This window comes from Pseudomonas sp. GW822-FHT05A08 (assembly GCF_058800485.1).
In genome coordinates, this window is the sequence record NZ_CM179511.1 from 4682603 (window position 1) to 4709568 (window position 26966).

25 protein-coding genes are annotated in these 26966 nt (G+C 63.2%); 8 read left to right on the plus strand and 17 right to left on the minus strand.

Going from position 1 to position 26966, the window contains the following annotated elements:
* Positions 1–32: 32 nt before the first annotated feature.
* The 5 genes from AC3RCP_RS20935 to AC3RCP_RS20955 all read right to left on the minus strand — a co-directional run bounded on the left by AC3RCP_RS20935 (position 33) and on the right by AC3RCP_RS20955 (position 3074).
* On the minus strand, positions 33–824 hold the full coding sequence (locus AC3RCP_RS20935; protein ID WP_101338503.1) for a fimbrial biogenesis chaperone: 792 nt from the start codon (positions 822–824) through the stop codon (positions 33–35).
* Positions 825–851: 27 nt separating this feature from the next.
* On the minus strand, positions 852–1352 hold the full coding sequence (locus AC3RCP_RS20940; protein WP_009044634.1) for a Csu type fimbrial protein: 501 nt from the start codon (positions 1350–1352) through the stop codon (positions 852–854).
* A gap of 4 nt (positions 1353–1356) precedes the next feature.
* On the minus strand, positions 1357–1890 hold the full coding sequence (locus AC3RCP_RS20945; RefSeq protein ID WP_092421881.1) for a Csu type fimbrial protein: 534 nt from the start codon (positions 1888–1890) through the stop codon (positions 1357–1359).
* A gap of 20 nt (positions 1891–1910) precedes the next feature.
* Positions 1911–2450 carry a Csu type fimbrial protein gene (locus AC3RCP_RS20950; RefSeq protein ID WP_101338505.1) on the minus strand — a complete coding sequence of 180 codons (540 nt, stop codon included), beginning with the start codon at positions 2448–2450 and terminating at the stop codon, positions 1911–1913.
* Between the two features lie 99 nt (positions 2451–2549).
* The gene (locus AC3RCP_RS20955) at positions 2550–3074 is read right to left on the minus strand and encodes a Csu type fimbrial protein (protein WP_007923574.1); all 525 of its coding nucleotides are present in this window, start codon (positions 3072–3074) and stop codon (positions 2550–2552) included.
* Positions 3075–3359: 285 nt separating this feature from the next.
* On the opposite strand from AC3RCP_RS20955, the gene zapE reads away from it, so the two are divergent.
* Together zapE and AC3RCP_RS20965 are read left to right on the plus strand one after the other, a co-directional pair.
* Positions 3360–4505, plus strand: coding sequence for a cell division protein ZapE (gene zapE, locus AC3RCP_RS20960; RefSeq protein WP_457276774.1), 1146 nt, complete (start codon positions 3360–3362; stop codon positions 4503–4505).
* Positions 4506–4598: 93 nt separating this feature from the next.
* Positions 4599–5912, plus strand: coding sequence for a leucine-rich repeat-containing protein kinase family protein (locus AC3RCP_RS20965; protein ID WP_492570950.1), 1314 nt, complete (start codon positions 4599–4601; stop codon positions 5910–5912).
* Positions 5913–5997: 85 nt separating this feature from the next.
* Here the strand turns inward: AC3RCP_RS20965 and AC3RCP_RS20970 are convergent, their stop codons facing one another.
* Both AC3RCP_RS20970 and AC3RCP_RS20975 read right to left on the minus strand, forming a co-directional pair.
* Positions 5998–6702, minus strand: coding sequence for a YebC/PmpR family DNA-binding transcriptional regulator (locus AC3RCP_RS20970; protein ID WP_007927175.1), 705 nt, complete (start codon positions 6700–6702; stop codon positions 5998–6000).
* A gap of 206 nt (positions 6703–6908) precedes the next feature.
* Positions 6909–7772, minus strand: a complete 864-nt coding sequence (locus AC3RCP_RS20975) for a LysR substrate-binding domain-containing protein (protein WP_101338508.1) — start codon at positions 7770–7772, stop codon at positions 6909–6911.
* A gap of 128 nt (positions 7773–7900) precedes the next feature.
* Here AC3RCP_RS20975 and AC3RCP_RS20980 point away from each other — a divergent pair, with 128 nt between their 5' ends.
* From AC3RCP_RS20980 to AC3RCP_RS20990, 3 genes are all read left to right on the plus strand, one after another.
* Positions 7901–9010 (plus strand): 2-aminoethylphosphonate--pyruvate transaminase, encoded by a 1110-nt coding sequence (locus AC3RCP_RS20980; protein ID WP_492570949.1) that lies wholly within the window; start codon positions 7901–7903, stop codon positions 9008–9010.
* A 113-nt stretch (positions 9011–9123) separates the two neighbouring features.
* Positions 9124–9951, plus strand: a complete 828-nt coding sequence (gene phnX, locus AC3RCP_RS20985; RefSeq protein ID WP_492570948.1) for a phosphonoacetaldehyde hydrolase — start codon at positions 9124–9126, stop codon at positions 9949–9951.
* Positions 9952–10119: 168 nt separating this feature from the next.
* Complete coding sequence (locus AC3RCP_RS20990; RefSeq protein ID WP_492570947.1) at positions 10120–10668, plus strand: cytochrome b; 549 nt, start codon at positions 10120–10122, stop codon at positions 10666–10668.
* Here the strand turns inward: AC3RCP_RS20990 and AC3RCP_RS20995 are convergent.
* Both AC3RCP_RS20995 and AC3RCP_RS21000 read right to left on the minus strand, forming a co-directional pair.
* Entirely contained in the window at positions 10665–11600 is a 936-nt protein-coding gene (locus AC3RCP_RS20995; protein WP_492570946.1) for a 1-aminocyclopropane-1-carboxylate deaminase/D-cysteine desulfhydrase, read from the minus strand. The two genes, AC3RCP_RS20990 and AC3RCP_RS20995, sit on opposite strands and share 4 nt — an antisense overlap.
* A gap of 208 nt (positions 11601–11808) precedes the next feature.
* Positions 11809–13848 (minus strand): oxidoreductase, encoded by a 2040-nt coding sequence (locus AC3RCP_RS21000; RefSeq protein ID WP_492570945.1) that lies wholly within the window; start codon positions 13846–13848, stop codon positions 11809–11811.
* Positions 13849–14059: 211 nt separating this feature from the next.
* Between AC3RCP_RS21000 and AC3RCP_RS21005 the strand changes: the two genes are divergently transcribed.
* Both AC3RCP_RS21005 and AC3RCP_RS21010 read left to right on the plus strand, forming a co-directional pair.
* Positions 14060–15190 (plus strand): carbon-nitrogen hydrolase family protein, encoded by a 1131-nt coding sequence (locus AC3RCP_RS21005; protein WP_492570944.1) that lies wholly within the window; start codon positions 14060–14062, stop codon positions 15188–15190.
* Positions 15191–15194: 4 nt separating this feature from the next.
* Positions 15195–16232, plus strand: a complete 1038-nt coding sequence (locus AC3RCP_RS21010) for an AraC family transcriptional regulator (RefSeq protein WP_007927193.1) — start codon at positions 15195–15197, stop codon at positions 16230–16232.
* A gap of 17 nt (positions 16233–16249) precedes the next feature.
* Here AC3RCP_RS21010 and AC3RCP_RS21015 read toward each other — a convergent pair whose 3' ends face one another.
* The 3 genes from AC3RCP_RS21015 to AC3RCP_RS21025 all read right to left on the minus strand — a co-directional run bounded on the left by AC3RCP_RS21015 (position 16250) and on the right by AC3RCP_RS21025 (position 18425).
* Positions 16250–16447 carry a hypothetical protein gene (locus AC3RCP_RS21015; protein WP_146021805.1) on the minus strand — a complete coding sequence of 66 codons (198 nt, stop codon included), beginning with the start codon at positions 16445–16447 and terminating at the stop codon, positions 16250–16252.
* A gap of 128 nt (positions 16448–16575) precedes the next feature.
* Positions 16576–17433, minus strand: coding sequence for a DUF2242 domain-containing protein (locus AC3RCP_RS21020; RefSeq protein ID WP_101338512.1), 858 nt, complete (start codon positions 17431–17433; stop codon positions 16576–16578).
* 92 nt (positions 17434–17525) lie between these two features.
* The gene (locus AC3RCP_RS21025; protein ID WP_492570943.1) at positions 17526–18425 is read right to left on the minus strand and encodes a LysR family transcriptional regulator; all 900 of its coding nucleotides are present in this window, start codon (positions 18423–18425) and stop codon (positions 17526–17528) included.
* A 125-nt stretch (positions 18426–18550) separates the two neighbouring features.
* Between AC3RCP_RS21025 and AC3RCP_RS21030 the strand changes: the two genes are divergently transcribed.
* Positions 18551–19756 (plus strand): MFS transporter, encoded by a 1206-nt coding sequence (locus AC3RCP_RS21030; protein WP_492570942.1) that lies wholly within the window; start codon positions 18551–18553, stop codon positions 19754–19756.
* Positions 19757–19811: 55 nt separating this feature from the next.
* Here AC3RCP_RS21030 and AC3RCP_RS21035 read toward each other — a convergent pair whose 3' ends face one another.
* From AC3RCP_RS21035 to clpP, 5 genes are all read right to left on the minus strand, one after another.
* Positions 19812–21683 (minus strand): SurA N-terminal domain-containing protein, encoded by a 1872-nt coding sequence (locus AC3RCP_RS21035; RefSeq protein WP_492570940.1) that lies wholly within the window; start codon positions 21681–21683, stop codon positions 19812–19814.
* Between the two features lie 233 nt (positions 21684–21916).
* Positions 21917–22246: an HU family DNA-binding protein gene (locus AC3RCP_RS21040; RefSeq protein WP_020296819.1), complete on the minus strand. Its 330-nt coding sequence runs from the start codon at positions 22244–22246 to the stop codon at positions 21917–21919.
* A 93-nt stretch (positions 22247–22339) separates the two neighbouring features.
* Positions 22340–24736 carry an endopeptidase La gene (lon, locus tag AC3RCP_RS21045; RefSeq protein WP_009044652.1) on the minus strand — a complete coding sequence of 799 codons (2397 nt, stop codon included), beginning with the start codon at positions 24734–24736 and terminating at the stop codon, positions 22340–22342.
* 163 nt (positions 24737–24899) lie between these two features.
* On the minus strand, positions 24900–26183 hold the full coding sequence (clpX, locus tag AC3RCP_RS21050) for an ATP-dependent Clp protease ATP-binding subunit ClpX (protein WP_007927204.1): 1284 nt from the start codon (positions 26181–26183) through the stop codon (positions 24900–24902).
* A 107-nt stretch (positions 26184–26290) separates the two neighbouring features.
* The gene (gene clpP, locus AC3RCP_RS21055) at positions 26291–26932 is read right to left on the minus strand and encodes an ATP-dependent Clp endopeptidase proteolytic subunit ClpP (protein WP_007927205.1); all 642 of its coding nucleotides are present in this window, start codon (positions 26930–26932) and stop codon (positions 26291–26293) included.
* Between the last annotated feature and the right edge of the window lie 34 nt (positions 26933–26966).

Genomic DNA, 26966 nt, shown 5'->3' on the forward strand with positions numbered 1-26966 from the left:
GCAACCTTGTCTGCCCGCAGCGGTAGATGGCCTCAGCGGGCCGGCGCAACGTTCTGCACCTGCGGCGCGCCATTGACCCGCACCTGCAACGCCGCGTCCGCGGTTGGCGCGGCGGGCACCGGCCAACGCATGATCGCCCCCGGCAGCACGTAGCCCAGCAGCCCTTCCACCAGCGACCGGGTCTGCCCCGCCTGCTTGAGCGCCACGTCGGTCAGGCGCGCATGCACCGCGCCCTGGTTGCGTACCTCGACGTAATTGCGGCCATCCACCGCCACCTTGCGCCAGCTCAGCTGGGGCACGCCGGCGCTTTTCGGATCACGCTGGCGAGTGCTGTCTTCCTTGCTCCAGAGCCCGGCACCGTAGGCGAACAGCGGCACCGAATAACGCATCTGGAAACGGATGGCCGCCGCCGTCTTGCCCTCGCCTTCGGGGATCGGCGGCTGCGCCAAGGGGATTTCATCGATGATGATCCGGTAGGCCAGCTCCTGGCCGGGCGGGACTTCGCGGGTCCGGGTCAGGCGGACCAGTTGCCTCTGCCCGGGCGCGATCTTCGCCACCGGCGGGCTGCCGATCACCTCCCTCTGGTTCTGGTACTGGTCCTCGAAGCCGCTCTGGCTCCAGGCAAAGACCCGGATCTGCAGGTTCGCGGTTTCCGTGCCGCGGTTTTCCAGCCACAGCGCGCTGGCCTGCTGGTCGGCCTCCAGCACCGGGTCGATCGGCCAGATCAGCACCGAGCTGGCGGCCCTTGCCTGAACCGCCCCCAGCAACGCCATGGCCAGCACGGCACAACCAACGACCTGCAACCGCCGGGAAGTCGAATACATACCGCTACTCCTTATGGTCTTGCCCCATCACCACGACAGCTGCACCTGCAGCACATCGCTGTACGTCCCCCCAGGCTGATTACCTGGTAATTGCACCTGGCCGTAGATCGGCAGGCTGATGTTGTTCGCGTCGCTATAGGCCACCGCCACGCTCTGGCCGATGCCCAGGCTCTGGCTGAATGCCGCGTCGCGAAACAGCTGATAAGCCACCCGCGCACTGCCGCCATCGAGCTGCATGTGTCGTCCGCTGCTGTTGTACTGGCCGCCGTCGACGCTCATGTTCAGGGTCACCCCCGGCGTGCATTGCAGTTGCACGCTGTTCGCCAGGGCGACCTGCAGCGTGCTGGTGGACAACGCCGACTGGCTGCCGAAGTTCAGGTTGCCGTAATTGCTCACGCCACCCACCACCAGGCACCCGGCGACCACCGTGGCGCTGACCTGGAAGCTCTGGCTGGTCACCGCCGCCAGGGGCAGCGGCAGGCTGCTGGCACCGAGCAGTACCAGCGCCGCGCACGCGTGACGGGTCATGGCGTCAGAAGGTCAGTTCGACGGCGACGGTATCGGTGTAGGTGCCCGCCGGCAGGCCAGCCTTGCCGAGCGCCTTGCCGTAGATATTGACGGTCTGCGCCACGCCGGTGCTGGTGGCCAGGTTGATGGCATCGTCGATGGCCAGGAGCTGCGTGTGCCCGGAGTCGGTGTACAAGTCGTAAGGCACGAAGTTGCCGCTGCCATCGGCCAGGGCCCGGGTGCCGCCGGCGGACTGGCCGTCATGGGTGCCCGCGCGGACCGTCACCACCGGGCTGGTGCCACTGGAGCAGAGGATCGACAAGGCCCCGCCGCCGCCACCGAGTACCTGGGCCGTAGCCTGGGTGAACAGGCTGTCGGTGGTGCCGAAGTTCAGGGCGCCGAAGTTCAGGCCGCTGCTGCCGCCCGCGCCATTGACCTGGCAACTGCTGGTGAGAATCAGGCTGGACGTGATCTGGCCGGTGACCGTCGCGGCCTGGGCCACGGAAAACATGGCCAGTCCAAGCAGCGACAAGGCGATCCGGGATACAAGCATGTGCATGACATTCGTCCTCTTTGGGTTTACCAATCCAGCGTCACCGTCAGGGTGTCGGTGTAGACCCCCGCCGGCAGCGCATGGCTATTCGCGACCACCGAGCCAAACACCGGGATCGGTACCTGGGCCCCACTGGTAACGGCGAAATTGCGTTGCTGACCGATGCTGTAGCTGTCGCTGCCGGAGGCATCGAGGAACAGCCGATAGGCAATGGTCTGGCGACCATTGCTCAGGCGCCGGGTGTTGCCGTCGCCATTGCGGCCGCCGTCGATGGTCACGGTGAAACCGGTCACCGAAGGGTTGCAGGCCACCTCCAGGCGCCCGCTGCCGCTACCGCTGACATTGGCTCTCAGGGGCGCACTCCAGGTCGGGCCATGCTGGCCGAAATCCAGCAGGCCGAAGTCGTCGACCGGATTCTCGGGCGTGCGGATCGCACCATTGGTCACTTCACAGCCGGCGATGATGGTCAGCCGCGCGTGTATCTGCCCGCTGATCGCCGCTTGCGTGTCACCAGCCGGCAGGAGCAACGAACCCAGGGCGGCCAGCGTCCAGCTTCTGATCGTCATCGCCGCCCTCCTGGAGCCATGGGCTCTCTCACCTTGACCGCCCTTGGTGCGCGGTCTCCCTGCGCTGCCCGGATCCACCGGGCAGCTCCCGCGCCGCCACTACCAGGTGACCGTCACTTTCAGCAGATCGGAATAACGGCTGACCCGCGGGATCTCGGCCAGCGGCTCGATCCGCCCGTACAACGGCAGGTCCACCGAACCCGAGTCCGGCACCCGGCCGCTCACCGGCACATTCACCGGCAGCGGAATGCGCCGGGCCGCGTCCTGGTACAGGCGATAGGGAATGGGCTTGCTGTGTGCGGCACTGCCGGCCAGGTAGCGCACTTCGCCGACGCCCCCGTGTTGCCCGCCATCGACGCGCACTTGATAAGGGGTGTCCGGGTTGCACTCGAGCCTGGGCAGGCGAGTGTCGAGCAACGCCGCGCTGAGGGGGCCGGCGGGGTTGTCGAGACGCGGGCTGCTGCCGAAATCCAGCACGCCCAGTTGCTCGACGCCGGCGTCGCGCTGCTGTCCCACCAGCTGGCAGCCACGCTGCACGTCGACCCGGACCTCCACCTGGAGTTCCACGGCCGATGCTGTTGCGGCGAGCAGCATGCTCATGACTGCAAAAAACCGGCTTGCCATTCAACGCCTCAATCCTTTTGAGGAACGATAGGTACAGCTCAGGTTAGTCAGCGCCGGGGAAATCGCCAGCGCCGGGGGCAAGCCGCCCGCCAATGAAACAACCCCTTGGGCGCCCGATGCACCAGGGTCGAACACAGTGACACGGGCAAAAAACTGTACCGACCAGAACTTTTCGTAGAATAAATCAGCGCCTTCAGACAGCGCTGGATGCCGGGCCGGGGATTGGTTAAATTACCGCGCCGGTTCCAGGGGGGGAGCGGGCCTGGAACCATCGGGGTGACACCATTGGCCGCTTTACCGCCAAACCGCTCGCTACGCCCATCGCGCTGGCCCAGGCTGCGCGCGTTCTTCGGCAAGGCCTTCGCCCGGCCCGCCGCCAGCACCAGCCACGGCCGAGTGATTCACGAGTATTTCCGGCACAAGGCCCACGACCAGGGCTACACCCTGAGCCACAGCCAGCAGCGGGTGATCGACTACATGGCCCAGCAGGCCAACGCCCTGCTCCAGCCAGACGCCAAGCCAAACGCCAGCCGCAGCCTGTACCTGTATGGCGCGGTGGGACGGGGCAAGAGCTGGCTGCTGGACGGTTTCTTCCGCGCCATCCCGCTGGCGGAAAAACAGCGCTTGCACTTCCACGATTTCTTCGCCCAATTGCATCAAGGCATGTTCCGCCACCGCGAGCAGCCCGACGCCCTGCAGGCCACCCTCGACGAACTGCTCAACGACTGCCGCGTATTGTGCTTCGACGAGTTCCATGTCCACGACATCGGCGATGCGATGCTGATCACGCGGCTGTTCAAGGCCCTGTTCCAGCGCGGCATCCTGCTGCTGGTGACCTCCAACTACGCGCCCCAGGGCTTGCTGCCCAACCCGCTCTACCATGCGCGCTTCAAACCGGTGATCGACCTGATCGCCAGCCGCATGCAGGTGATGGAGGTCGGCGGCCCCCACGACTACCGCAGCCAGCCCCGCAGCCATTCGCAGCAGGTATTCACCCAGGGCCGCTACCTGTGGCCCGGCAGCGAGCAGCAACGCCTGAGCCTGGGCCTGCCGCGGCGCAACGGCCCGACCTCGGCGCTGATGGTCGGCGCGCGTCAGCTCCAGGTACGGTTGTGCGAACAACACAGCGTGGGTTTTGCCTTCAGTGACCTGTGCGAACAGCCGACCGCGGTCATGGACTACCTGGAGCTGAGCCGGCGTTTCGACCACTGGATCATCGACGAGCTGCCCGAGCTGGGCGAATGCCCAATTGCCGTGCAGCAACGCTTTATCAACCTGATCGACGTGCTGTACGACCAGGACAAGCACCTGACCTTGATCGGCGAACGCTCCCTGCGCGAAAGCCTGGGCGGTAACGCCATCGACCTGGCGCGCACCCGCAGCCGCCTGGGCCAGCTGCAGGAAATCAGCACGGATACGCCGCCGGGCTGAACCGGCGGTCGCCACCCACTGCTCCACGCCGCTATCATGGCGGCCATTTCCAGGGCCACGCGCCCTCCTCCTGCCTGAGTGTCGAACCTGTTCATGGATACCCTTGCCCAACTGCGAGCCGGCCAATTGACCGGGCTCAAGCGTCTGGACCTGTCTTGCGGGCTGAGCGAATTCCCCCGGGAAATTTTCGACCTGGCGGACTCGCTGGAAGTCCTCAACCTCAGCGGCAATGCCCTGAGCAGCCTGCCGGACGACTTGCACCGCCTGACCCGCCTGCGGGTGCTGTTCTGCTCCGATAACCTCTTCACCGAGATGCCGGCCTGTGTCGGCCAGTGCGCACAACTGAGCATGGTCGGCTTCAAGGCCAACCGCATCGCGCGGGTGCCCGCCGCCGCCCTGCCGCCGCTATTGCGCTGGCTGATCCTCACCGACAACCGCATCGAGGAACTGCCGGACGAGCTGGGCCAGCGCCCGCACCTGCAAAAGCTGATGCTCTCCGGCAACCGCCTGACCCGGTTGCCCCAGAGCCTCGGCCAATGCCAGCAGTTGGAGCTGATCCGCATCGCCGCCAACCGGCTCAGCGCACTGCCGGCCTTCCTGCTTGGCCTGCCGCGCCTGACCTGGCTGGCCTATGCCGGCAACCCGCTGGAATCCGAGGCCGACGCCGCGGCGCTGGAATCGGTGGCACGCATTCCCTGGGCCGAGCTGGAAGTGCAGCAGCGCCTGGGCGAAGGCGCGTCCGGAGTGATTCACCAGGCGCGCTGGCAGCCCCCCGGGCAAGCGCCAAGCGAGGTGGCGGTCAAGCTGTACAAGGGCAGCATGACCAGCGACGGCTCGCCGCTGCATGAAATGAACGCCTGCATCAGCGCCGGCCGGCACCCGAACCTGATCCGGGTCGAAGGCCGGATCAGCGATCATCCCGAAGGGCAGAACGGCCTGGTGATGCAGTTGATCGAGCCGAGCTACCGCAACCTGGCGGCCTTGCCGAGCCTGGCCTCCTGCACCCGGGACATCTACGACGAGCGCACCCGCTTCAGCGCCGACGCGGCCTTGCGCATGGCCCGTGGCATCGCCTCGGTCGGCGCACACCTGCACCACCAGGGCATCACCCACGGCGACCTGTACGGCCATAACATTCTGTGGAACCCACAGGGCGAGTGCCTGCTGGGGGATTTTGGCGCGGCGTCCTTCCATGCGCTGGCCGACACCGAGGAAACCCGGGCCCTGCAACGCATCGAAGTGCGGGCCTTCGGCATTCTGCTGGAGGAGCTGCTGGCAAGGATCGAGTCGGGCCTGAGCCCGCGGCAGCATGAACGCCTGGCGGCGCTGGTCAACGACTGCTGTCAGCCGCAGGTGCTGGCGCGACCGGGATTTGCCGAAGTCGGGGACGTGTTGCGGGGGATTTGAAGAGCATCGCCAGCCAACTCGCTCCTGCTGGAGCTTGCCGGCTGGCGCAAGAATCGCTCAAGTAGCGCGATTCACCGGGCCGGGCTCAACCCGCCAGGCCGACGAACATGTCCTGCACGTCGTCATGGTTGTCCAGGCCTTCGAGGAAGGCTTCGACTTCCGCCATCTGCTCGTCGGACAGGCCGCTGACCGGGTTCTTCGGCTGGTAGCCGAGCTTGGCCGAGAGCACGGTGAAGCCTTGCTCGGGCAGGGCTTTCTGCACCGCGTCGAGGTCGGCAGGCTCGGTCAGGAACAGGGTCGCGCCCTCGTCCCCAGGCTCGAAATCCTGGGCCCCGGCTTCGATGGCCGCCAGCTCCGGATCGGCGTCCGGGCTGTCCGGCGCGGCTTCGATCATGCCGACATGGTTGAAGTCCCAGGACACCGAACCCGAAGCGCCCAGCTGGCCCTTGCGGAAGGCCACGCGGATCTCCGCCACGGTGCGGTTGATGTTGTCCGTCACGCATTCGACGATCAGCGGCACCTGGTGCGGCGCGAAACCTTCGTAGGTCACGCGGTGGTACTGCACGGTCTCGCCGAGCTGGCCCGAACCTTTCTTGATCGCACGCTCCAGGGTCTCGCGGGGCATCGAGGCCTTTTTCGCCTGCTCCACCACCAGACGCAGGTGTGCGTTGGTGGCGACGTCAGCGCCGTTGCGGGCAGCAATGGTGATCTCTTTGACCAGCTTGCCGAAGATCTTGCCCTTGGCGTTGGCTGCTGCTTCTTTGTGTTTAACCTTCCACTGTGCGCCCATTACTCACTCTCTTTGATCTGTGGCGTCGAGTTGGATGTGGCCGACGCGATGGGCAAGTTTATACGGCCTGAAGGCACCAATCGACCAAAAAGTCAGATCCGCGACCTGTAGCCGCGGTCGCAGGCTGCGACAAACTTCCCGGGGCCTCAAGAGCGCGTCCCGTTCCGGGCCGATCGCAGCCTGCGGCAGCGGCTACAGGTTCAGTGTCAGCCTGTGGGGGCCAGCCCCAGGAAGGCCTGGATCAAGCGCAAGTCCCGGCGCCGCTCCATACAGCCGAGCATGTGCCGGTTCAACAGCCCCTCGCCGATGATCGGCACCGCCCGCACCCGCGGGTCGGGGCTCAGTTCCAGCGACGACACCACGCCCACCCCCAGTTGCGCCGCCACCGCCTCGGTCACCGCCTCGCGGCTGTCCAGCTCCAGCAGCACCTTGGGGTTGACCCCAGCCTGGGCGCAGGCCTGGTCGAAGGTGCGGCGGGTAATCGAGCTGGGTTCACGCAGGACCATGATCACCTGGTCCAGCAGCTCCAGCCGCACACCCTCGGGTTTGGCCAGCCATGGATGGCCTTGCGGCACCAGCGCGCAGATCCGCGACTCGCCAAGGCTTTGCAGATGCAGGCCCTTGCGCGGCTCGACCTCGGTCAGCACCGCCACATCGGCGTGCTCCGAAAGCAGCGCCGCCAGGGTTTCCTGGGCATTGCCCAGGCGCAGGTTGACGGTAATCCCCGGATAGCGCTCGCGCAGGCTGGCGAGCATCGGCATCACCAGGTGCGGGCCGTCCGCCGCCACTTCCAGGCGCCCGGTGAGCAGTTGCCGGTTGGCTTCGAGCATGGCCTGGGCCTCTTCGGCCAGGCCGAACATGGCGCGGGTGATCGCCGCCAGCCTGGTGCCCTCTTCCGTCAGTTCGACCCGGCGCGCGGTGCGGCGCAGCAGGGTGATCTGGTAGTGCTCCTCCAGCGCCTTGATATGCCCGGTGACCGCCGGCTGGCTGATGAACAGCCGCGCCGCGGCGCGGGTGAAGCTGCCTTCACGGGCCACGGCATCGAATGCGCGCAGTTGGAACAGGTTCATATCTATCGGCCTCACTTATGGCTGGCATAACGACAAACAATTTGATTGATAAAGAGCCAAACTGCAATTTAGGCCCCGTAGTTTTTATCCCAAGCGCATCCCATAACGCTTTTGCGAGGACACCTGAATTGAGTACTGCCGCGCCGATCCTGCTCACTCCCGGCCCCCTGACCACCTCGGCTCGCACCCGCCAGGCGATGCTGGTGGACTGGGGTTCCTGGGATGACCGTTTCAACCAACTGACCGCCAGCCTCTGCGAACAGCTGCTGGCCATCGTCAACGGCGCCGCCAGCCACCACTGCGTGCCCCTGCAAGGCAGCGGCACCTTCGCCATGGAAGCCGCCATCGGCACCCTGGTGCCACGGGGCGGCAAGGTGCTGGTGCTGATCAACGGTGCCTACGGCAAGCGCCTGGCGAAGATCTGCGAAGTGCTGGGGCGCGACTTCAGCACCTTCGAAACCGCCGAGGACCAGCCGACCAGCGCCGCCGACGTCGATCGCCTACTGCGCGCCGATGCCACCATCAGCCATGTGGCGCTGATCCACTGCGAAACCAGCACCGGCATCCTCAACCCGCTGCCGGAGATCGCCCAGGTCGTGGCCGGGCATGGCAAGCGCCTGATCATCGACGCCATGAGTTCCTTCGGCGCGCTGCCGATCGATGCCCGACAGGTGCCATTCGACGCGCTGATCGCCGCGTCCGGCAAATGCCTGGAAGGCGTCCCCGGCATGGGCTTCGTCTTCGCCCGCAAGGAAGCCCTGGCCGCGGCCGCCGGCAACTCGCACTCGCTGGCCATGGACCTGCACGACCAGCACAGCTACATGGTCAAGACCGGGCAATGGCGCTTCACACCGCCGACCCATGTGGTCGCGGCGCTGCACGAAGCGCTGCTGCAATACCACGAAGAAGGCGGCCTGCCGGCGCGCCACCAGCGCTATGCCGCCAACTGCCAGGCGCTGCTCGACGGCATGGCGCGACTGGGCCTGCGCAGCTTTCTGCCGGCGGCGATCCAGGCGCCGATCATCGTCACCTTCCACGCGCCGAAAGATCCGCGCTACCAGTTCAAGGAGTTCTACGAACGGGTCAAGGCCAAGGGTTTCATCCTCTATCCCGGCAAGCTGACCCAGGTCGAAACCTTCCGCGTCGGCTGCATCGGCCATGTCGACCCACCCGGGATGCGCACCGCGGTCCAGGCCATCGCCGACGTGCTGCGGGAAATGCAAGTACTGGATATCTGACCCCGACACACAACCTGTAGGAGCGAGGCTCGCCCGCGAATGCGGGCACCGCGCTCTTTCAGGTCAACCTCATCATCGCGGGCAAGCCTCTCCCCCACACAGGTCTTCGACACATGAACTACAACACCCCCAACCAGCTGCAAGCCGCCATCCTCGACTGGGCCGGCACCGTGGTCGATTTTGGCTCCTTCGCGCCGACCCAGATCTTCGTCGAAGCCTTCGCCGAGTTCGATGTGCAGGTCTCCATCGAAGAAGCCCGCGGCCCGATGGGTATGGGCAAGTGGGACCATATCCGCACCCTGTGCGACCTGCCGCAGATTGCCGAGCGTTATCGCCAGGTGTTCGGCCGCGCCCCGACCGATGAGGATGTCACCGCCATCTACCAGCGCTTCATGCCGCTGCAGATCGAAAAGATCGCCGAACATTCGGCGCTGATTCCCGGCGCCCTGGAGACCATCGCCAACCTGCGCCAGCAAGGCATAAAGATCGGCTCCTGCTCCGGCTACCCGAAACCGGTCATGGACAAGGTGGTGGAACTGGCCGCGACCCATGGCTACGTCGCCGACCATGTGGTGGCCACCGATGAAGTACCGAACGGCCGCCCATGGCCGGCCCAGGCCCTGGCCAACGTGATCGCCCTGGGGATCGACGATGTTGCCGCCTGCGTGAAGATCGACGACACCGTGCCGGGCATTCTCGAAGGACGGCGCGCGGGCATGTGGACCGTGGCCCTGATCTGCTCCGGCAACGCCCTGGGGCTGACCTACGAAGGTTATCGCGCCCTGGGCAGCGACACCCTGGCCGGCGAGCGCCAGCGCATCCACGCGTTGTTCGAAGGTTCGCGCCCGCACTACATGATCGACACCATCAGCGACCTGCCGCAGGTGATCGCCGACATCAACCAGCGCCTGGCCAGCGGCGAGATGCCGCAAAGCAGCTGATCGGCCACTTGCCCCCCAACGGCAGCCCCGATCCGCGGCTGCCGTTTTTTTCCGATACCCGCTCAAACCACGCATTTGCCCCGGGCAGAGCCTCGGAAACAGGATTACAGTTACAGCACTCCGTCGTTAAGAACGGAGACAACTGACCTGATGAACGAGGAAGGATCTATGCCCTGGAAGAACTCCGACAGCCGTTACAGTACGGTGTCGATTGCATTGCATTGGCTGATGCTGGTGTTGTTGATCGCGGTGTACGCCTGCATCGAACTGCGCGGCATTTTCCCCAAGGGCAGCGGTGGCCGGACGCTGATCAAGGAAGCGCACTTCATGCTCGGCCTGACCGTGTTCGTGCTGGTCTGGCTGCGCCTGTTCGCCCGCAGCCTGGGGGTGGCGCCGAAGATCCTGCCCACACCGCCGAGCTGGCAGACGGTCCTGGCCAAGCTGATGCACTGGGCCCTGTACCTGTTCATGATCGCCATGCCGATCCTCGGCTGGCTGATCACCAGCGCCGAAGGCCATCAGGTGATGTTCTACGGCATCGACCTGCCGCTGCTGGTGGCTGAAGACAAACAGTTCGCCAAGCAGGTCGAAGGCTGGCACGTGCTGCTGGGCACCGCCGGCTACTGGCTGATCGGGCTGCATGCGGTGGCCGGGCTTTATCACCACTACTTTATGCGCGACAACACCCTGCAACGCATGCTGCCCAAGCGCGGCTAAGGCTGCGCTGGCGCGGCGAAACCCCGGCGGCCCTGCAAGCCGCCGCTATGGACGAAGATCAGCCGGCTGCCGGCGGCAAACCGCCCGGCCTCGACCTGTTGCTTGAGGGCCAGCAAGGCCTTGCCGGTGTACAGCGGCTCCAGGGGGATGCCGCTGTGCCGTTCGCTCTCCTCGATAAATTCCAGCAGCAGCGGGTCGACCTTGGCGAAACCGCCACGACTGCTATCGAGCAGTTCATAGCCCGCAGCCTGCAGCCCCGCCTCCCGCACAATCGCCGCCACCTGTTGCGCGACGCCATGATCGTCCGGCACCGCCAGCGCGCCATACACCGGCCGGGCGCCGGCTTCCCCCAACACCAGCCCGGCCAGGGTGGTGCCGGTGCCGGCGGCCAGCCACCAGCCGTGATAGTCGTCCCAACCCAGGGCATCCAGCTGGCTGCGCAGCTGCTTCACCAGCGGCATGCAGCCGGTTGCCCCAAGCAAGCCACCGCCGCCCTCCGCCACCGGGAACAGCCTGGGGTACTGCGCCTGCCAGGGTTGCCAGAAATCAGGCTCATGCCGCGCCCGGTAGCCGGCGTAACCGAGCCAGTGCAGCTGCATGCCGAAGCCTTGCAGGTCGAGCACGGTGGGCGTGTCCTGCGGATGGCCGCGCAGCAGCCCCACGGTGGCGAAACCAAAACGCTTGCCGGCGGCCGCCAGCGCGTGCAGGTGATTGGAGTGCGCGCCGCCCAGGCTGATGATGCCCCGGGCGCCGGCTTGGCGAGCCGCCGCCAGATGCGGGGCGAGCTTGAACCACTTGTTGCCGGAGATCAGCGGATCGATCTGGTCCAGGCGCAAGACCGCCACCTCGACCCCGGCCTCGGTCAGCCAGTCGAGGTCCAGGGGTTGCAAGGGTGCGCTGGGCAGCCAGTCGAAGGAAGCAGGAAACGCCATGGATGGGGAGGTTTGGAAGGAATGAGGCGGGGAGTCTATCAGCAAAACCGCGGAGTCCCTGATAGTGGGTCCTGCGGCCCCGATCGCAGGCTTCGCCAGCGGCTACACCCCTACTTCGTAGCCGCTGCCGCAGGCTGCGATCGGCCGCGCAGCGGACGCAACAAGGCCACCGCGATCCGGAATCGCAGTGGCCTTGATTACCGCTGGATCAGAGTTCGGCGGCCAGGCGCGAGCCCTGGTTGATCGCGCGCTTGGCGTCCAGCTCGGCGGCCACGTCGGCGCCACCGATCAGGTGCACGTTCTGCCCGGCGGCCACCAGGCCTTCGTGCAGTTCGCGCAGCGGGTCCTGGCCGGCGCAGATCACAATGTTGTCCACCGGCAAGACCTGCGGTTCGCCACTCTCGCCGATGCGGATGTGCAGGCCGGCGTCGTCGATCTTCAGGTACTCGACGCTGTTGAGCATCTGCACCTGCTTGTTCTTCAGGCCGGTACGGTGGATCCAGCCGGTGGTCTTGCCCAGGCCGTCGCCGACCTTGGAGGTCTTGCGCTGCAACAGGAACACCTGGCGCGCCGGGGCATGGCGCTCGGGCTTGATGCCGGCGACGCCGCCACGGGCCTCCAGGTGCGTGTCGATGCCCCACTCCTTCCAGAACGCTTCACGGTCCTGGCTGGTGGCCACGCCCTGATGCACGAGGAACTCGGAGACGTCGAAGCCGATGCCGCCGGCCCCGATCACCGCCACTTTCTGGCCCACCGGCTTGCGCTGCAAGAGCACGTCCAGGTAGCTCAGGACCTTGGCGTGGTCGACACCCGGGATCGCCGGCGTGCGCGGGGCGATACCGGTGGCCAGGATGATTTCGTCATAGCCGCCGGCCACCAGTTGCTCGACATCGACCCGGCGGTTCAGGCACAGCTCGACGTGGGTGGTCTGCAGCTTGCGCTTGAAGTAGCGCAGGGTTTCGAAGAACTCCTCCTTACCCGGCACGCGTTTGGCGACATTGAACTGGCCGCCGATTTCGCTGGCCGAATCGAACAGCGTCACCTGGTGGCCGCGCTCGGCCGCCACGGTCGCGGCGGACAGCCCGGCAGGGCCGGCGCCGACCACGGCGATCTTCTTGATCTGCTGCACCGGCAAATAGTTGAGTTCGGTCTCGTGGCAGGCCCGCGGGTTGACCAGGCAGCTGGTGAGCTTGCCGCCGAAGGTATGGTCCAGGCAGGCCTGGTTGCAGCCGATGCAGGTATTGATTTCGTCGCCACGCCCCGCGGCCGCCTTGTTGACGAACTCCGGGTCAGCGAGGAACGGCCGCGCCATGGAGACCATGTCGGCGTCGCCTTCGGCGAGGATCTGCTCGGCCACTTCCGGGGTGTTGATGCGGTTGGTGGTGATCAACGGGATCGATACCGAACCGCGCAGCTTGGCCGTGACCTTGCTGAAGGCGGCACGCGGCACCTTGGTGGCGATGGTCGGGATCCGCGCTTCGTGCCAGCCGATCCCGGTGTTGATGAGGGTCGCGCCGGCCTGCTCGATGGCCTGGGCCAGTTGCACGATTTCTTCCCAGGTACTGCCGCCTTCCACCAGGTCGAGCATCGACAGGCGGAAGATGATGATGAAGTTCGGGCCTACCGCTTCGCGCACGCGGCGGACGATTTCCACCGGCAGGCGCATGCGGTTTTCGTAGCTGCCGCCCCAGCGGTCGGTCCGATGGTTGGTGTGCGCGGCGAGGAACTGGTTAATGAAGTAGCCCTCGGAACCCATGATCTCGACGCCGTCGTACTCGGCCTGCTGCGCCAGGCTGGAGCAGGTGACGAAGTCGCGGATCTGTTTCTCGATGCCTTCTTCGTCCAGCTCCTTGGGCTTGAACGGGTTGATCGGCGCCTGGATCGCGCTCGGCGCCACCTGCTTCGGGCTGTAGGCATAACGCCCGGCGTGGAGGATCTGCATGCAGATCTTGCCGCCTGCCTCGTGGACCGCGCGGGTGACGATGCGGTGCTTGAGCGCCTCTTCCTCGGTGGTCAGCTTGGCCGCGCCGGAGTACACGCCGCCTTCGTCGTTGGGGCCGATGCCGCCGGTGACCATCAGGCCGACGCCGCCACGGGCGCGCTCGGCGAAGTAGGCGGCCATGCGCTCGAAACCACCGGGTTTTTCTTCCAGGCCGGTGTGCATCGAGCCCATCAGGGTACGGTTGCGCAGGGTGGTAAAGCCCAGGTCCAGCGGGGCCAGCAAATGCGGGTAGTGAGCGGCGGCCATCGGTAACTCCACATCGAACGATCACGGAAAAAATGCGGAAGCTCTGCGGCCTCCGTCGGTCATGTTCGACAGACTAAGAGCAGCCCCCGAGGCGCTCAATGACCGTAACTGACAACTTATTGATCCAAATGCGCAGCCCGGCCTTGGCAATCGCGGACATGGGCCCTACCCTAGTCAGCGAATCCCGCACACGGCTGCCGACTGTCTTCCCATGCGCAAACTTCTGTACTTCACCTTCACCCTGGCCCTGATTGCCGCCCTGACCAGCTACGCCTTGTGGACCCGCGAGCGGCCGATCGGTCACTACCTGTCCGACCTGCGCATCCAGCTCGCGGTGGACCAGGGCACTCCGGCCGATCACGGCAATCTGCTGGGCATCCAGCCCGAGCTGTTCCCCACCGATTACCAGAGCCCCGAGCGCCTGCACCGCAAGCTTGCGGCCTACCTGCAGCAGGCCCGGGACCAGGGGCTGCTGAATGAAAAGACCGTGGTGGTGCTGCCGGAGCACATCGGCACCTGGCTGATGGTCAGCGGCGAGAAAAACGAGCTGTACCAGGCCGCCAGCCTGAAAGAGGCGATGAACTGGCTGGCGGTGAGCAACCCACTGCCCTTCCTGCGCGCGCTGATCACTGCCAAGGGTGACAATCGCCTGGACGACGCGCACCTGCGGATGAAGGCCAGGAGCATGGCCGATCAATACCAGCGGCTGTTCGGTGGCCTGGCCAAGGAATTTGGCATCACCCTGGTGGCCGGCTCCATTGTCCTGCCCGAGCCGGTGATCGAAGGCAGCAACCTGCGCATCGGCAGCGGCGCGCTGTACAACACCACCCTGGTCTTCGGCAGCGACGGCCTGCCGATCGGCCAGCCGCAACGCCAGCTGTACCCGACCTTCGACGAGCGCGGTTTTATCCAGGCCAGCACCGACCAGGCTGTCCAGGTGGTCGACACCCCGGCCGGCCGCCTGGGGGTGCTGATCGGCAGCGACAGCTGGTACCCGGACAACTACCGCAAGCTCAACGCCCAGGGCGCGCAACTGGTGGCGGTCCCGGCCTTCGTCATGGGCCGTGGCGCCTGGGACCGGCCGTGGCGTGGCTACAAGAACCTCTCGACCCCGAGCGAGGTCAGCCTCAAGCCGGAAGAAGTCAGCGAAGGCGAAGCCTGGCGCCGCCTGACCCTGACCGGCCGCGCGCCCAGCAGCCTGGCCAGCGCCGGCGTCAGCGTGTTTCTGCGCGGCCAGTTCTGGGATCAGGGCAGCGCCGGACAAAGTTTCATCAACAGCAACGGCGAGCACTTCGCCGATGGCGATGCCCGTGGCGCGCGCTTGCTGAATATCTGGTTGTAAATCCATGAAGCCCCAGCCGATGCGCCTCGGAGACCTGTCGGTGGGCTTCGTCCATAGCCTGGCCGACGCGGTGCGCAGCCATGGCCTCGACCCGCAGCCGCTGCTGGAACAATACGGACTGGATACCGCACGCCTGGCCGAGGCCGGGGCGCGGCTGTCGATTCCCCGTTACATGCGCCTGGGCCACGCGGCGATTCAACTGACCGGCGATCCGGCGCTGGGGCTGCGCATGGGCCAGCTCAGCCGTCTGAGCCAGGCCGGGCTGGCGGGCGTCACCGCCGCCCAGGCGCCGACCGTACGTGAAGCCGCACGCTGCCTGACCCGCTTCGAGGCCCTGTATGGCTCGAACTATCGCGGCCAGTCGAGCTTCCACGAAGACGCCGACGGCGCCTGGCTGCGCTTCTACTCCATCAGCCCCTATAACGCTTACAACCGTTTTGTGGTGGACTCGATCCTGGCCGGCTGGCTCCAGCAACTGGGCAGCCTCGGTTTACCGGTCAAGGCCGAACGCATCGAGATCGAGTTTGCCCAGACCGATTACCGCGAACGCTACACCAGCCTGGGGGATTGCCCGATCCAGTTCGGCGCCGAGCACAATCAGCTGCGCCTGAGCCAGGCCACCCTGGCCCAGCGCAATGTCGAGCACTGCCCCAGTACCTGGCGCCATCTGCTGCAACTCTGTGAACGGGAACTGGAGCAACTGACCCGTACCCGCAGCCTGCGTGAACGCATCACTCAGTTGCTGGGGCCTTTGCTCAATGGTGGCCGGGAACCCGACCTGGAAGAAGTGGCGGCACGCCTGAAGCTGCCAACCTGGACCTTGCGCCGCAAACTGGCCGAGGAAGGCACGCAGTTTCGCGCCATTCTCAACGACACCCGTCGCGACCTGGCCATGACCTACATTCGCGATACCGAACTGGCCTTCGGGGAAATTGCCTATCTGTTGGGGTTTGCCTCAGCCGAGGCGTTTCAACGCGCCTTCAAGCGCTGGAGCGGCCAGACACCGGGGGAGTTTCGTCGCAGCCACCGGCAGTCCGCCTAAAAAAAACGCCACCGGCGTTACAGCTCGGTGGCGTCTTCTGCGGGTTCCAGCGGGTCCAGTTCGAAAGCCTGGAATTCCAGCAGTTCTTCTTGGTAATCGTCCATGGCGGACTCCTTGTGTGTGGGGTGTAGGTAATCTGCTCGCTGAGTAGTCTTCTTACTGACCTTGGCCACCAGCATAAAGTGCCGGTGTGACAGAAAAAATACCGCGCGCAATCTGCGTCCCTTAAATGGAACGTAGCAGTTGGCAACGGATTTACCGTGGGCTGGCAAAGAAATTTTCAGAGAGGCTCGGCAACCGCGGGATCGACACCTGGGTCGATCTCGCAGCTATCTGCAGATGCTTACTGTGGCAGCGCCGGAATCGGCTCTGTCGGGGCCGGCAAGGTGCTGGCGGGAGGCGGGGTAACGATCTCGGTGGGCGGCGTCGGCTCGGCAGGTGCGCCCGGCGCAATGGGCGCCGCTTCCGCCGGTGGTGCCAGCGGTTGCGAGAGGTTCGATTCGGCTGGCACAACCGGAGGGGTGGCCGGGGCCGGCTCGACGGCCGGTACGACAGGCGCCGGTTGTGGCATCACTGGCGCCGGGGCCGGCGCTGCGGCAGGCTCGGCGGGCTTGGGTTCAGGCACGCCCAGATCGGTCTTGGGTTTCTCGATGATGTGCGCGGCCTTTTTCGCTTCCTGCGGCAGGAACAGCTCCACCAGAGCGAAATAACGCTCGTAGAACTTCGCCGAGGAAACCGTCTCGCTGGCGACCTTGACCATCGAGTCGTCGGTCGAGCCGATCGGCATCGATACCGAGCCCAGCACACCCACCCCCAGGCTTGCCGAGTTGTTGACCTTCTTCAGGGCATAACGGTCTTGCAGGGCGTTGGCGAACACCGTGGAACGGTGGCCGCTGTTGCCATCCTGGGCGCACACCACGCTGAAGCTGATCTCCATGTGGGTTTCGCCGGTCTGCTGGAAGCTCTTGTGACCACTGACCAGCTTCGGATCACTGCTGGTGATGATGTAGCCCTGGCTGAGCAAGGCGCGACGGGCGGCCTCGCAGGACGCCGTCTCATTCACCGGGTAATTGCGCGAAAAAGTGCCGGAGTCATCGAAGTTTTCATGCTCGTAAATGGCGGTCTTCTGCGACGAACAACCGGCGACGGCCGCCAGCAGCAGCGTCAACCCGGCAGCACGCAGGTGAAATGATCTATGCATCGAAAATCCTGAGGAAAACGGTCCGGGGCGTATTGTGCAACAGTTCGAGGCCCCAGGGCGCGCGGATTAGTGTCTTAAAAATTAATACAAGGTTACTGACCACGGTTTGCCGGAAAAAGTCGCGCGCACAGATGATCGATGAACACCCGCAGCTTGGCGGCGGTGTGCCGGCTCGCAGGCCAGAGCAGCCAGAAGGTGCCGCTGTGTTCCAGATGCTCATCGAGCACCTGCTGCAACTCGCCCCGTGCAACCGCCTCACGCACCATGAAATCGGGCAGGCAGGCGATCCCCAGCCCACTGCGCACGGCGTGGTCCACCGCTTCGATAGAGGTACTGACAAAACGCGTCGGCAACAGCGGCTCCGGGGCATCGACCGCTCGTCGCAGCGGCCAATGCTCGAATTTGCCGGTGTTATGGAAGGTATGCCGCAAGCACCCGTGGTTAGCCAGGTCCGCGGGGGCCTGCGGAACGCCCCGCTCGCGAAAGTACCCAGGCGTGCCCACCAGCACCAGGCGGAACTGGCCCAGCGACCGGGCCACCAGCCGCGAGTCGCCGGGGCTGCCGGTCCGTATCACGGCATCGAAGCCCTCCTCCACGACATCCACTATGCGGTCCGTCAGCTCGATATCCAGTTCGATCTGCGGATAACGCTGCATGAACTCCACCAATACCGGCATCACCAGGCCGTGAACCTGCGGCAGGCTGACTCGCAACTTGCCCCGCGGGGCACTGGAAGACTTGCACAGATCGAATTCGGCCGCCTCGGCCTCGGCGACAATTCTGCGGCAGCGCTCGAGAAAACTCGCGCCTTCGGCGGTCAGGGTGATGCTGCGGGTACTGCGATGGAACAGCCGGGTCTCCAGGCGCTCCTCGAGCCGCGCGATACTCTTGCCGACAGCCGACGAGGATACCCCCAACAACCGCCCCGCCTCGGTGAAACTGCGGGTTTTCGCCACATGCAGGAAGACCGAGATATTGCTCAACCAGTCCATCGCCGACCTCACCATTACGGACACAGATGTCCGATAAGTTCGGAACCTTAGCCTATTTTTCTCTTTACCACAGCGCCCTACCCTCAGCCTCCCTACTTCCTGAAACCTGTAGCGAGCCTGACACCATGACCAAACCTCTTGGCACCGCCGACCTGCTGGACATCGAGTCCAGGCGTCGCGACCGACTTCCACTGGGTGGCCTGCTGGCGCTGGCGACCGCCGGCTTCATCACCATTCTTACCGAGGCCATGCCCGCGGGCCTGCTGCCGCAGATGAGCCAGGACCTGGCGGTGTCCCCGGCGCTGGTCGGCCAACTGGTCACCCTGTACGCCATTGGCTCACTACTGGCGGCGATCCCGTTGGTGATCCTCACCCAAGGCTGGCGCCGCCGCCCTTTGCTGATGATCGCAATCGGCGGTTTTGCCCTGGTCAACAGTGTCACCGCGATCTCCACCAACTACAGCCTGACCCTGGTCGCCCGCTTGTTCGCCGGGGTATTTGCCGGGCTGCTCTGGGCCCTGCTGGCCGGCTACGCAAGCCGCATGGTCGCGCCGCACCTGCAGGGGCGGGCCATCGCCGTGGCCATGCTTGGCGCACCACTGGCACTGTCCCTGGGGATCCCTGCGGGCACACTGCTCGGCACGCTGGTGGGCTGGCGGGTGAGCTTTGCCCTGATGACTCTGCTGACGCTGTTGTTGCTCGGCTGGGTGCGCTGGCAGGTGCCGGACTTTCCCGGCCAGCGCGCCGACAAACGCTTGCCGCTCACGGGCGTGTTCGCTTTGCCCGGGGTCAAGCCGGTGTTGTTCGTGACCTTCGCTTATGTCCTGGGCCACAACATCCTGTACACCTATATCGCACCGTTTCTGGAGCCGGCCGGCATCGGCGGGCAAATTGACCGGGTACTGCTGACGTTCGGCCTGAGCGCACTGCTGAGCATCTGGATCGTCGGCCTGCTGATCGATCGCTGGTTGCGTCAACTGGTACTGGTCAGTTGCGTCCTGTTCGCTCTTTCGGCGCTGCTGCTGGCGTTCCAGGCCGATACGCCGATGGCGGTCTATGCCTCGATAGCCCTCTGGGGATTGTCGTTCGGAGGCCTGGCCACGTTGCTGCAAACCGCGCTGGCCAAGGCTGCCGGGAGCGCTGCCGATGCCGCGCAGTCGATGCTGGTGACCGCCTGGAACCTGGCGATCGCCGGGGGCGGGCTGGTGGGTGGCGTGCTGCTGGAAGGCCCGGGCGTATTGTCGTTTCCCTGGGTGATCATCGGCCTGTTGCTGGCTTGCCTGCTGGTGGCCGTGAACGCCCGACGCCATGGGTTTCCCGCCATACGCTGAAAACAAAAACCCCGGCGCGTTGGCCGGGGTCCCTGTTTGTTACTTCAGTCGGGCATCAGAAGCGCTTGATGTCAGCCTGGTTTTCCAACTGCTTGCGGTACGCGGCGAAGTCTTGCTGACCCACACGCGACGCGAGGAAGCGACGGTACTGAGCCTTCTCTTCATCGGTTGGAGCAGCGGCTTCGTTCACACCACTCAGTTGCAAGACCACCAGGCTGCCGTTCGGCAGCGTCACGCTGCTGAAGGTCGGCTTGTCCTTGGCCGCTGGCTTGGCCATGCGGAACAGGGTCTGCAGCACGATCGGCTCGACGCCTTCCTGGCCACGGGTCACCGCTTCGGAAACCTTCCAGCTCTGACCGTCGACAGGCGCCTTCAGCGCAGTCTTGCCTTCACGCAGGCTGGCGATCAAGGCATCGGCCTTGGCCTTGGCGGCAGCACTGGCGTGCTCCTTGGCCAATTGCGCGCGGATGCTGCTGGCGACGCTTTCCAACGGCAGCTGCTCTGGCTTGCGGTGCTCTTTGGCGCGCAGGACCACTACGGTTTCCGGGTCCAGCTCGATAGCGGTGCTGTTGGCACCCTCATCCAGCACTTCAGGGCTGAAAGCAGCCTGAATCACGGCGCGGTTGGCGGCGATGCCCTCGCCCCCTTCACGCCCGAACGGTGCGGAAGTGTGTACGGTCAGTTTCAGCTCTTGAGCCGGCTGGGCCAGATCCGAGGCTTCGAACGAGGAGTCTTCCAGCTGCTTGGTCGCCTCGACAAAACGTTGCTCGACCTGCTGGGTTTTCAGCTCGCGGGTCAGCTTGTCTTTCAGGCTGGCGAAACTTGGCACTTCAGGTGCCTCGACGCCCAGCAGCTTGATCAGGTGGAAACCGAAACCGGTGCGTACCGGTGCCGATACCTGGTCCTTGTTCAAGGCGTACAGCGCTTCCTCGAAGGCCGGGTCATAGACGCCAGGGCCGGCATAACCGAGGTCACCACCGTTGTTCGCCGAACCCGGATCCTGGGAGAACTCCTTGGCCAGCGCCTCGAAGCTTTCGCCCTTGGCCAGACGCGCCTGGATCTCTTCGATCTTGGCCTTGGCCTGCGCTTCGTTCACCTTGTCGTTCACTTCGATCAGGATGTGCGCGGCACGACGCTGCTCGGACAGGTTAGCGGTTTCTTTCTGATACAGCGCCTGCAGGTCTTCGTCCTTGACGCTGACCTGATCGAAGAAAGAAGCCTTCTTCAACTCCAGATAGTCGATAACCACCTGGTCCGGCGACATGAATTCCTTGGCGTGTTCGTCGTAGTAAGCCTTGACCTCATCGTCGGTCAGCTTGACTGCCGCGGGGTCGGCCTTGATGGTCAGGGAAGCGTAATCGCGGGTCTGCTTTTCCAGACGAGCGAATGCCAGCACCTGGGCATCGGTCACGAAACCGCTGCCAGCCAGACCGGCGCGTACCTGGCCGATCAGCATTTCCTGCGCCAGCATCTGACGGAACTGCATCCGGCTATAACCCAGCTGACGGATCACCTGGTCGAAACGCTCAGGGCTGAACTTGCCGTCCACCAGGAATTCCGGCGTTTGCAGGATCACTTGATCCAGAGCGGCGTCAGAGAAAGCGAACTTGGAGTTTTCCGCGCCCTGCAGCAGCAGCTTGCGGTCGATCAGACCTTTGAGAGCGGCTTCACGCAGCAGCTTCTCGTCGAGCAAGGAAGCGTCGAAATCCTTGCCCAGTTGTTGCATGAGCTGGCGGCGTTGCATATCAACCGCCTGGCTCAGCTCATTCTGGGTGATTTCTTCGCCATTGACCTTGGCCGCGTCCTGACTGGTGGAAGTGGCTTGAAAAATGGCATCGAAACCGGTCAGCGCCATCAGTGCGACGATGACCCCGATAATGGTCTTGGCAATCCAGCCTTGTGAATTGTCCCTGATATTCTGCAGCATGCGTCCCCCAGAAACGGTTGTACTTCAAATTAAGCAACCGTGGAGCGTGGGTAGAGTCCGGATAGAAGAAAGGCGCATCCGAGGATGCGCCTTTCTCGTAACTGGCGGAGCGGACAGGGGTTCGAACCTTCGATCCCCGATGTGACAAACCGGATTTCTAACCGGCTGCCCTACCGCTCCGCTGCCAGGTCGGGAAAGACCCCGACCCGGGTAGGCAAAGGCTTGAAGGAAGCTTAGTTAACGGCTTCTTTCAGTGCTTTACCGGCTTTGAAACCTGGTTTTTTGGCTGCAGCGATTTCCAGCGTCTTACCGGTCTGTGGGTTACGACCAATGCGAGCAGGACGATCGGTAACAGAGAAAGTACCGAAACCAACCAGTACAACGGAGTCGCCAGCCTTAAGAGCGCCAGTGACGGATTCGATTACTGCATCCAGCGCACGGCCAGCAGCAGCTTTCGGGATATCAGCAGATGCAGCGATAGCATCAATCAGTTCCGACTTGTTCACTCTAAGTCCCCTTATATATCTATTTGAGTATGATTCTAAGTTTTTTGGTGAAAGCAAAAACCAGTGCTGAATGGCCTACAGACACTTAAGAGCCGCTTTATAACAAGGGCTCTAAAAAGCTGTCAAGGAAGCCCCCCAGGCTAATGGGTACTAATGCGTGCTAATTCTTTCCTTAGAGTCAGACTCGCGTTTTTCATCCTTTGCAACTATCTCTGGAGCCACATCCGGCAAGGGCTCCGGCGCGTATTGCAGCGCAATTTGGAGGACTTCGTCAATCCATTTAACTGGCTTAATTTGCAGATCCTGCTTGATATTGTCAGGAATTTCCTTCAAATCGCGCACATTCTCTTCTGGAATGATGACGGTCTTGATTCCACCACGATGTGCTGCAAGAAGTTTCTCTTTCAAACCACCGATAGCCAACACCTGACCACGCAGGGTGATTTCCCCGGTCATAGCCACATCAGCCCGCACCGGAATACCGGTCAGTGCAGAAACCAGGGCCGTGCACATGCCTACGCCAGCGCTAGGGCCGTCTTTCGGGGTCGCCCCTTCCGGCATATGGATATGGGTGTCGCGCTTCTCGTGGAAGTCCAGGGGGATTCCCAGGCTCTTCGCACGGCTGCGCACCACCGTCAGTGCCGCGGTGATCGATTCGACCATCACGTCGCCCAGCGAACCGGTCTTGATCAACTGACCTTTGCCAGGTACCACGGCGGCTTCGATGGTCAGTAGCTCGCCACCGACCTGGGTCCAGGCCAGGCCCGTTACCTGACCGATCTGATCCTGTTGCTCGGCCAGGCCGTAGCGGAATTTGCGCACGCCGAGGAAGTGCTCCAGCAGGTCGGAAGTGACCTTCACCGAGAAGCGTTTTTCCAGCGCATGCTCCTTCACCGCCTTGCGGCAAACCTTGGCGATCTGGCGTTCCAGCCCACGGACACCGGCTTCGCGGGTGTAGTAGCGGATGATGTCGCGAATCGCTTCTTCGTCGAACTCCAGCTCGCCTTTCTTCAGGCCGTTGGCCTGGATCTGCTTCGGCGACAGGTATTTGACCGCGATGTTGATCTTCTCGTCCTCGGTGTAACCCGGCAGACGAATCACCTCCATCCGGTCCAGCAACGCTGGCGGAATATTCATCGAGTTGGAGGTGCAAAGGAACATCACATCGGAGAGGTCGTAATCGACTTCCAGATAGTGGTCGTTGAAGTTGTGGTTCTGCTCGGGATCGAGCACTTCGAGCAATGCCGAAGCCGGATCGCCGCGCATATCGCTGCCCATCTTGTCGATTTCATCGAGCAGGAACAGCGGGTTGCGAACGCCCACCTTTGTCATCTTTTGAATCAATCTTCCCGGCATCGAACCAATATAGGTACGACGATGGCCGCGAATTTCCGCTTCATCGCGCACGCCGCCAAGGGCCATGCGTACGAATTTACGGTTAGTGGCGTGAGCAATCGACTCTGCCAGGGAGGTTTTACCGACCCCTGGAGGTCCGACCAGGCACAGTACCGGACCACGAATCTTCTTCACGCGCTTTTGCACGGCGAGGTATTCGAGAATCCGCTCTTTGACTTCTTCCAGGCCATAGTGGTCGGCGTCGAGGATGTCTTCGGCACGCGCCAGGTCCAGGCGAACCTTGCTTTGGGCCTTCCAGGGCACCTGAACCAGCCAGTCGATGTACGAACGCACCACTGTGGCTTCAGCCGACATCGGCGACATTTGCTTGAGCTTGTTCAGCTCGGCCTGGGCCTTGGCCAGGGCATCCTTTGGCAAGCCGGCGGCGTCGATGCGCTTTTTCAGCTCTTCGACTTCGTTGTGACCTTCGTCACCGTCGCCCAGCTCTTTCTGAATGGCCTTCATCTGCTCATTCAGGTAGTACTCGCGCTGGCTGCGCTCCATTTGTTTCTTCACGCGACCGCGAATGCGCTTCTCGACCTGCAACAGATCGATTTCCGCATCCAGCAACGCCAGCACGTGTTCGACACGCGCCGACAGGTCGATGATTTCGAGAATTTCCTGCTTCTGCTCGATCTTCAGCGCCATATGGGCGGCCATGGTATCTACCAGGCGGCTCGGCTCATCGATGCTGTTGAGGGACGACAGCACTTCGGCGGGGACTTTCTTGCCCAACTGCACGTACTGCTCGAACTGGGACAGCAGACTGCGGACAAAGACTTCCGACTCGCGCTCAGGAGCGTCCACCTCGTCAATCAGGGAGACTTCGGCACGGCAGTGGCCATCCACTTCGCTGAAACGCTCCACAGCGCCCCGCTGCTCGCCCTCGACCAGTACTTTGACGGTGCCGTCGGGCAACTTGAGCAATTGCAGAACAGTGGCAATGGTACCTACGCGATAGAGTGCATCTTCACCGGGATCATCATCAGCAGGATTTTTCTGAGCCAACAGAAGAATCTGCTTGTCGCCCGTCATCGCGGCCTCGAGGGCTTCGATAGACTTCTCGCGCCCCACGAACAGCGGGATAACCATGTGCGGATAAACCACGACATCACGCAATGGCAGGAGAGGCAATTCGATGGTTGTCTTCATGATTTCGCCTCTACGGCGGCCATAAGGCCGTAAACAGATGGAAGTAAGCTTGAAACCAAGATGGGGGCTGCCTCGAAAAAAAACAAGCTCAAAGACAGTACTTTAAAGGCAGTAAAAGCAAAGGGGCCCTAAGGCCCCTTCTGTCAAACCAGCAGTCCGGCGCTTAGGCGTCCGGGGCTGCCTTGGCAGTCGGCTCACTGTTTTCATAGATATACAGTGGCTTGGACTTGCCTTCTATAACGCTTTCGTCGATCACTACTTTACTTACCTCGGACTGCGAGGGGATTTCGTACATAGTGTCGAGCAACACGCCTTCGAGGATCGAACGCAATCCGCGAGCACCGGTCTTGCGCTCAAGCGCACGCTTGGCGACCGACTTGAGGGCATCGGTACGGAACTCCAGATCGACGCCTTCCATCTCGAACAGCTTGGCATACTGCTTGGTCAAGGCGTTCTTCGGCTCGGTGAGGATCTGGATCAGCGCGGCTTCATCCAACTCGTCCAAGGTTGCCAGAACCGGCAGACGACCCACGAACTCCGGAATCAGGCCGAACTTGACCAGATCGTCCGGTTCGACTTCACGCAGGGATTCACCGACCTTCTTGCCCTCTTCCTTGCTGCGTACTTCGGCATTGAAGCCGATGCCGCCGCGAGTCGAACGGTTCTGAATAACCTTTTCCAGACCCGAGAACGCACCACCGCAGATGAACAGGATGTTGCGTGTATCGACCTGCAGGAACTCTTGCTGCGGATGCTTGCGCCCACCTTGAGGCGGAACGGAAGCCACAGTACCTTCGATCAGTTTCAACAGGGCCTGCTGAACGCCTTCACCCGAAACGTCACGGGTAATCGAAGGGTTGTCAGACTTGCGGGAAATCTTGTCGATTTCATCGATATAGACGATGCCCATTTGAGCTTTCTCTACATCGTAATCGCACTTCTGCAGCAGTTTCTGAATGATGTTCTCGACGTCCTCACCCACATAACCGGCTTCGGTCAAGGTGGTGGCGTCGGCAATGGTGAACGGTACATTCAACAGGCGTGCCAGGGTCTCTGCCAGCAGAGTCTTGCCCGAACCTGTAGGGCCGATCAGCAAGATGTTGCTCTTGCCCAGTTCGACCTCGTCATTCTTCTTGTCACGCTGGTTGAGGCGCTTGTAGTGGTTGTATACCGCTACTGCCAGAACCTTTTTCGCACGTTCCTGACCAATCACATACTGATCAAGGATGCCGCTGATTTCTTTAGGCGAAGGCAATTTATGCGCGCTGCTTTCGGCCTGTGCTTCCTGCACCTCCTCACGGATGATGTCATTGCACAGGTCGACGCACTCGTCGCAGATAAAGACCGAGGGGCCGGCAATCAATTTGCGTACTTCATGCTGGCTTTTGCCACAGAAGGAGCAATAAAGCAGTTTGCCGTTGTCCTCGCCGTTGCGGGTGTCAGTCATTCGATCGATCCAAATCCGATAGGCTTGCAACACAAGATGAAGGCAATTGCGGGCTTTTTCAAGGCCCACAGGTGGCCGGTTAAACCAACCACCTACATTTGAGTTGCTTAGGCAGGCATTTGACGCTTGGTGATCACGGAGTCAATCAGGCCGTATTCAGCCGCACGCTCTGCGCTCATGAAGTTGTCGCGCTCGGTGTCGCGCTCGATGGTCTCGAGGCTCTGACCGGTGTGATGAGCCAGCAGCGAGTTCAGACGCGAACGGATGTGCAGGATTTCCTTGGCATGGATGTCGATATCCGATGCCTGACCCTGGAAACCGCCCAATGGCTGGTGAATCATCATCCGCGAGTTAGGCAGGCAATGACGCTTGCCCGCTGCGCCACCGGCGAGCAGGAAGGCCCCCATGCTGCAGGCCTGGCCGATGCAGATGGTGGAAACGTCCGGCTTGATGAATTGCATGGTGTCGTAGATCGACATGCCTGCTGTCACCGAACCGCCTGGCGAGTTGATATAGAGATGGATGTCCTTGTCCGGGTTTTCCGCTTCAAGGAAGAGCAATTGTGCCGCGACCAGGTTGGCCATGTAGTCTTCTACCGGGCCAATCAGGAAGATCACCCGCTCCTTGAGGAGGCGCGAGTAGATGTCATAGGCGCGTTCGCCACGGGCGGACTGCTCGATAACCATCGGGACCAGGCCGCCTGCGGCCTGGATGTCAGAGCTCTGCTGATAATAAGAATTGCGGGACATGTCCTGCAGTCACTCCCAAATAGTCATGTCTTGA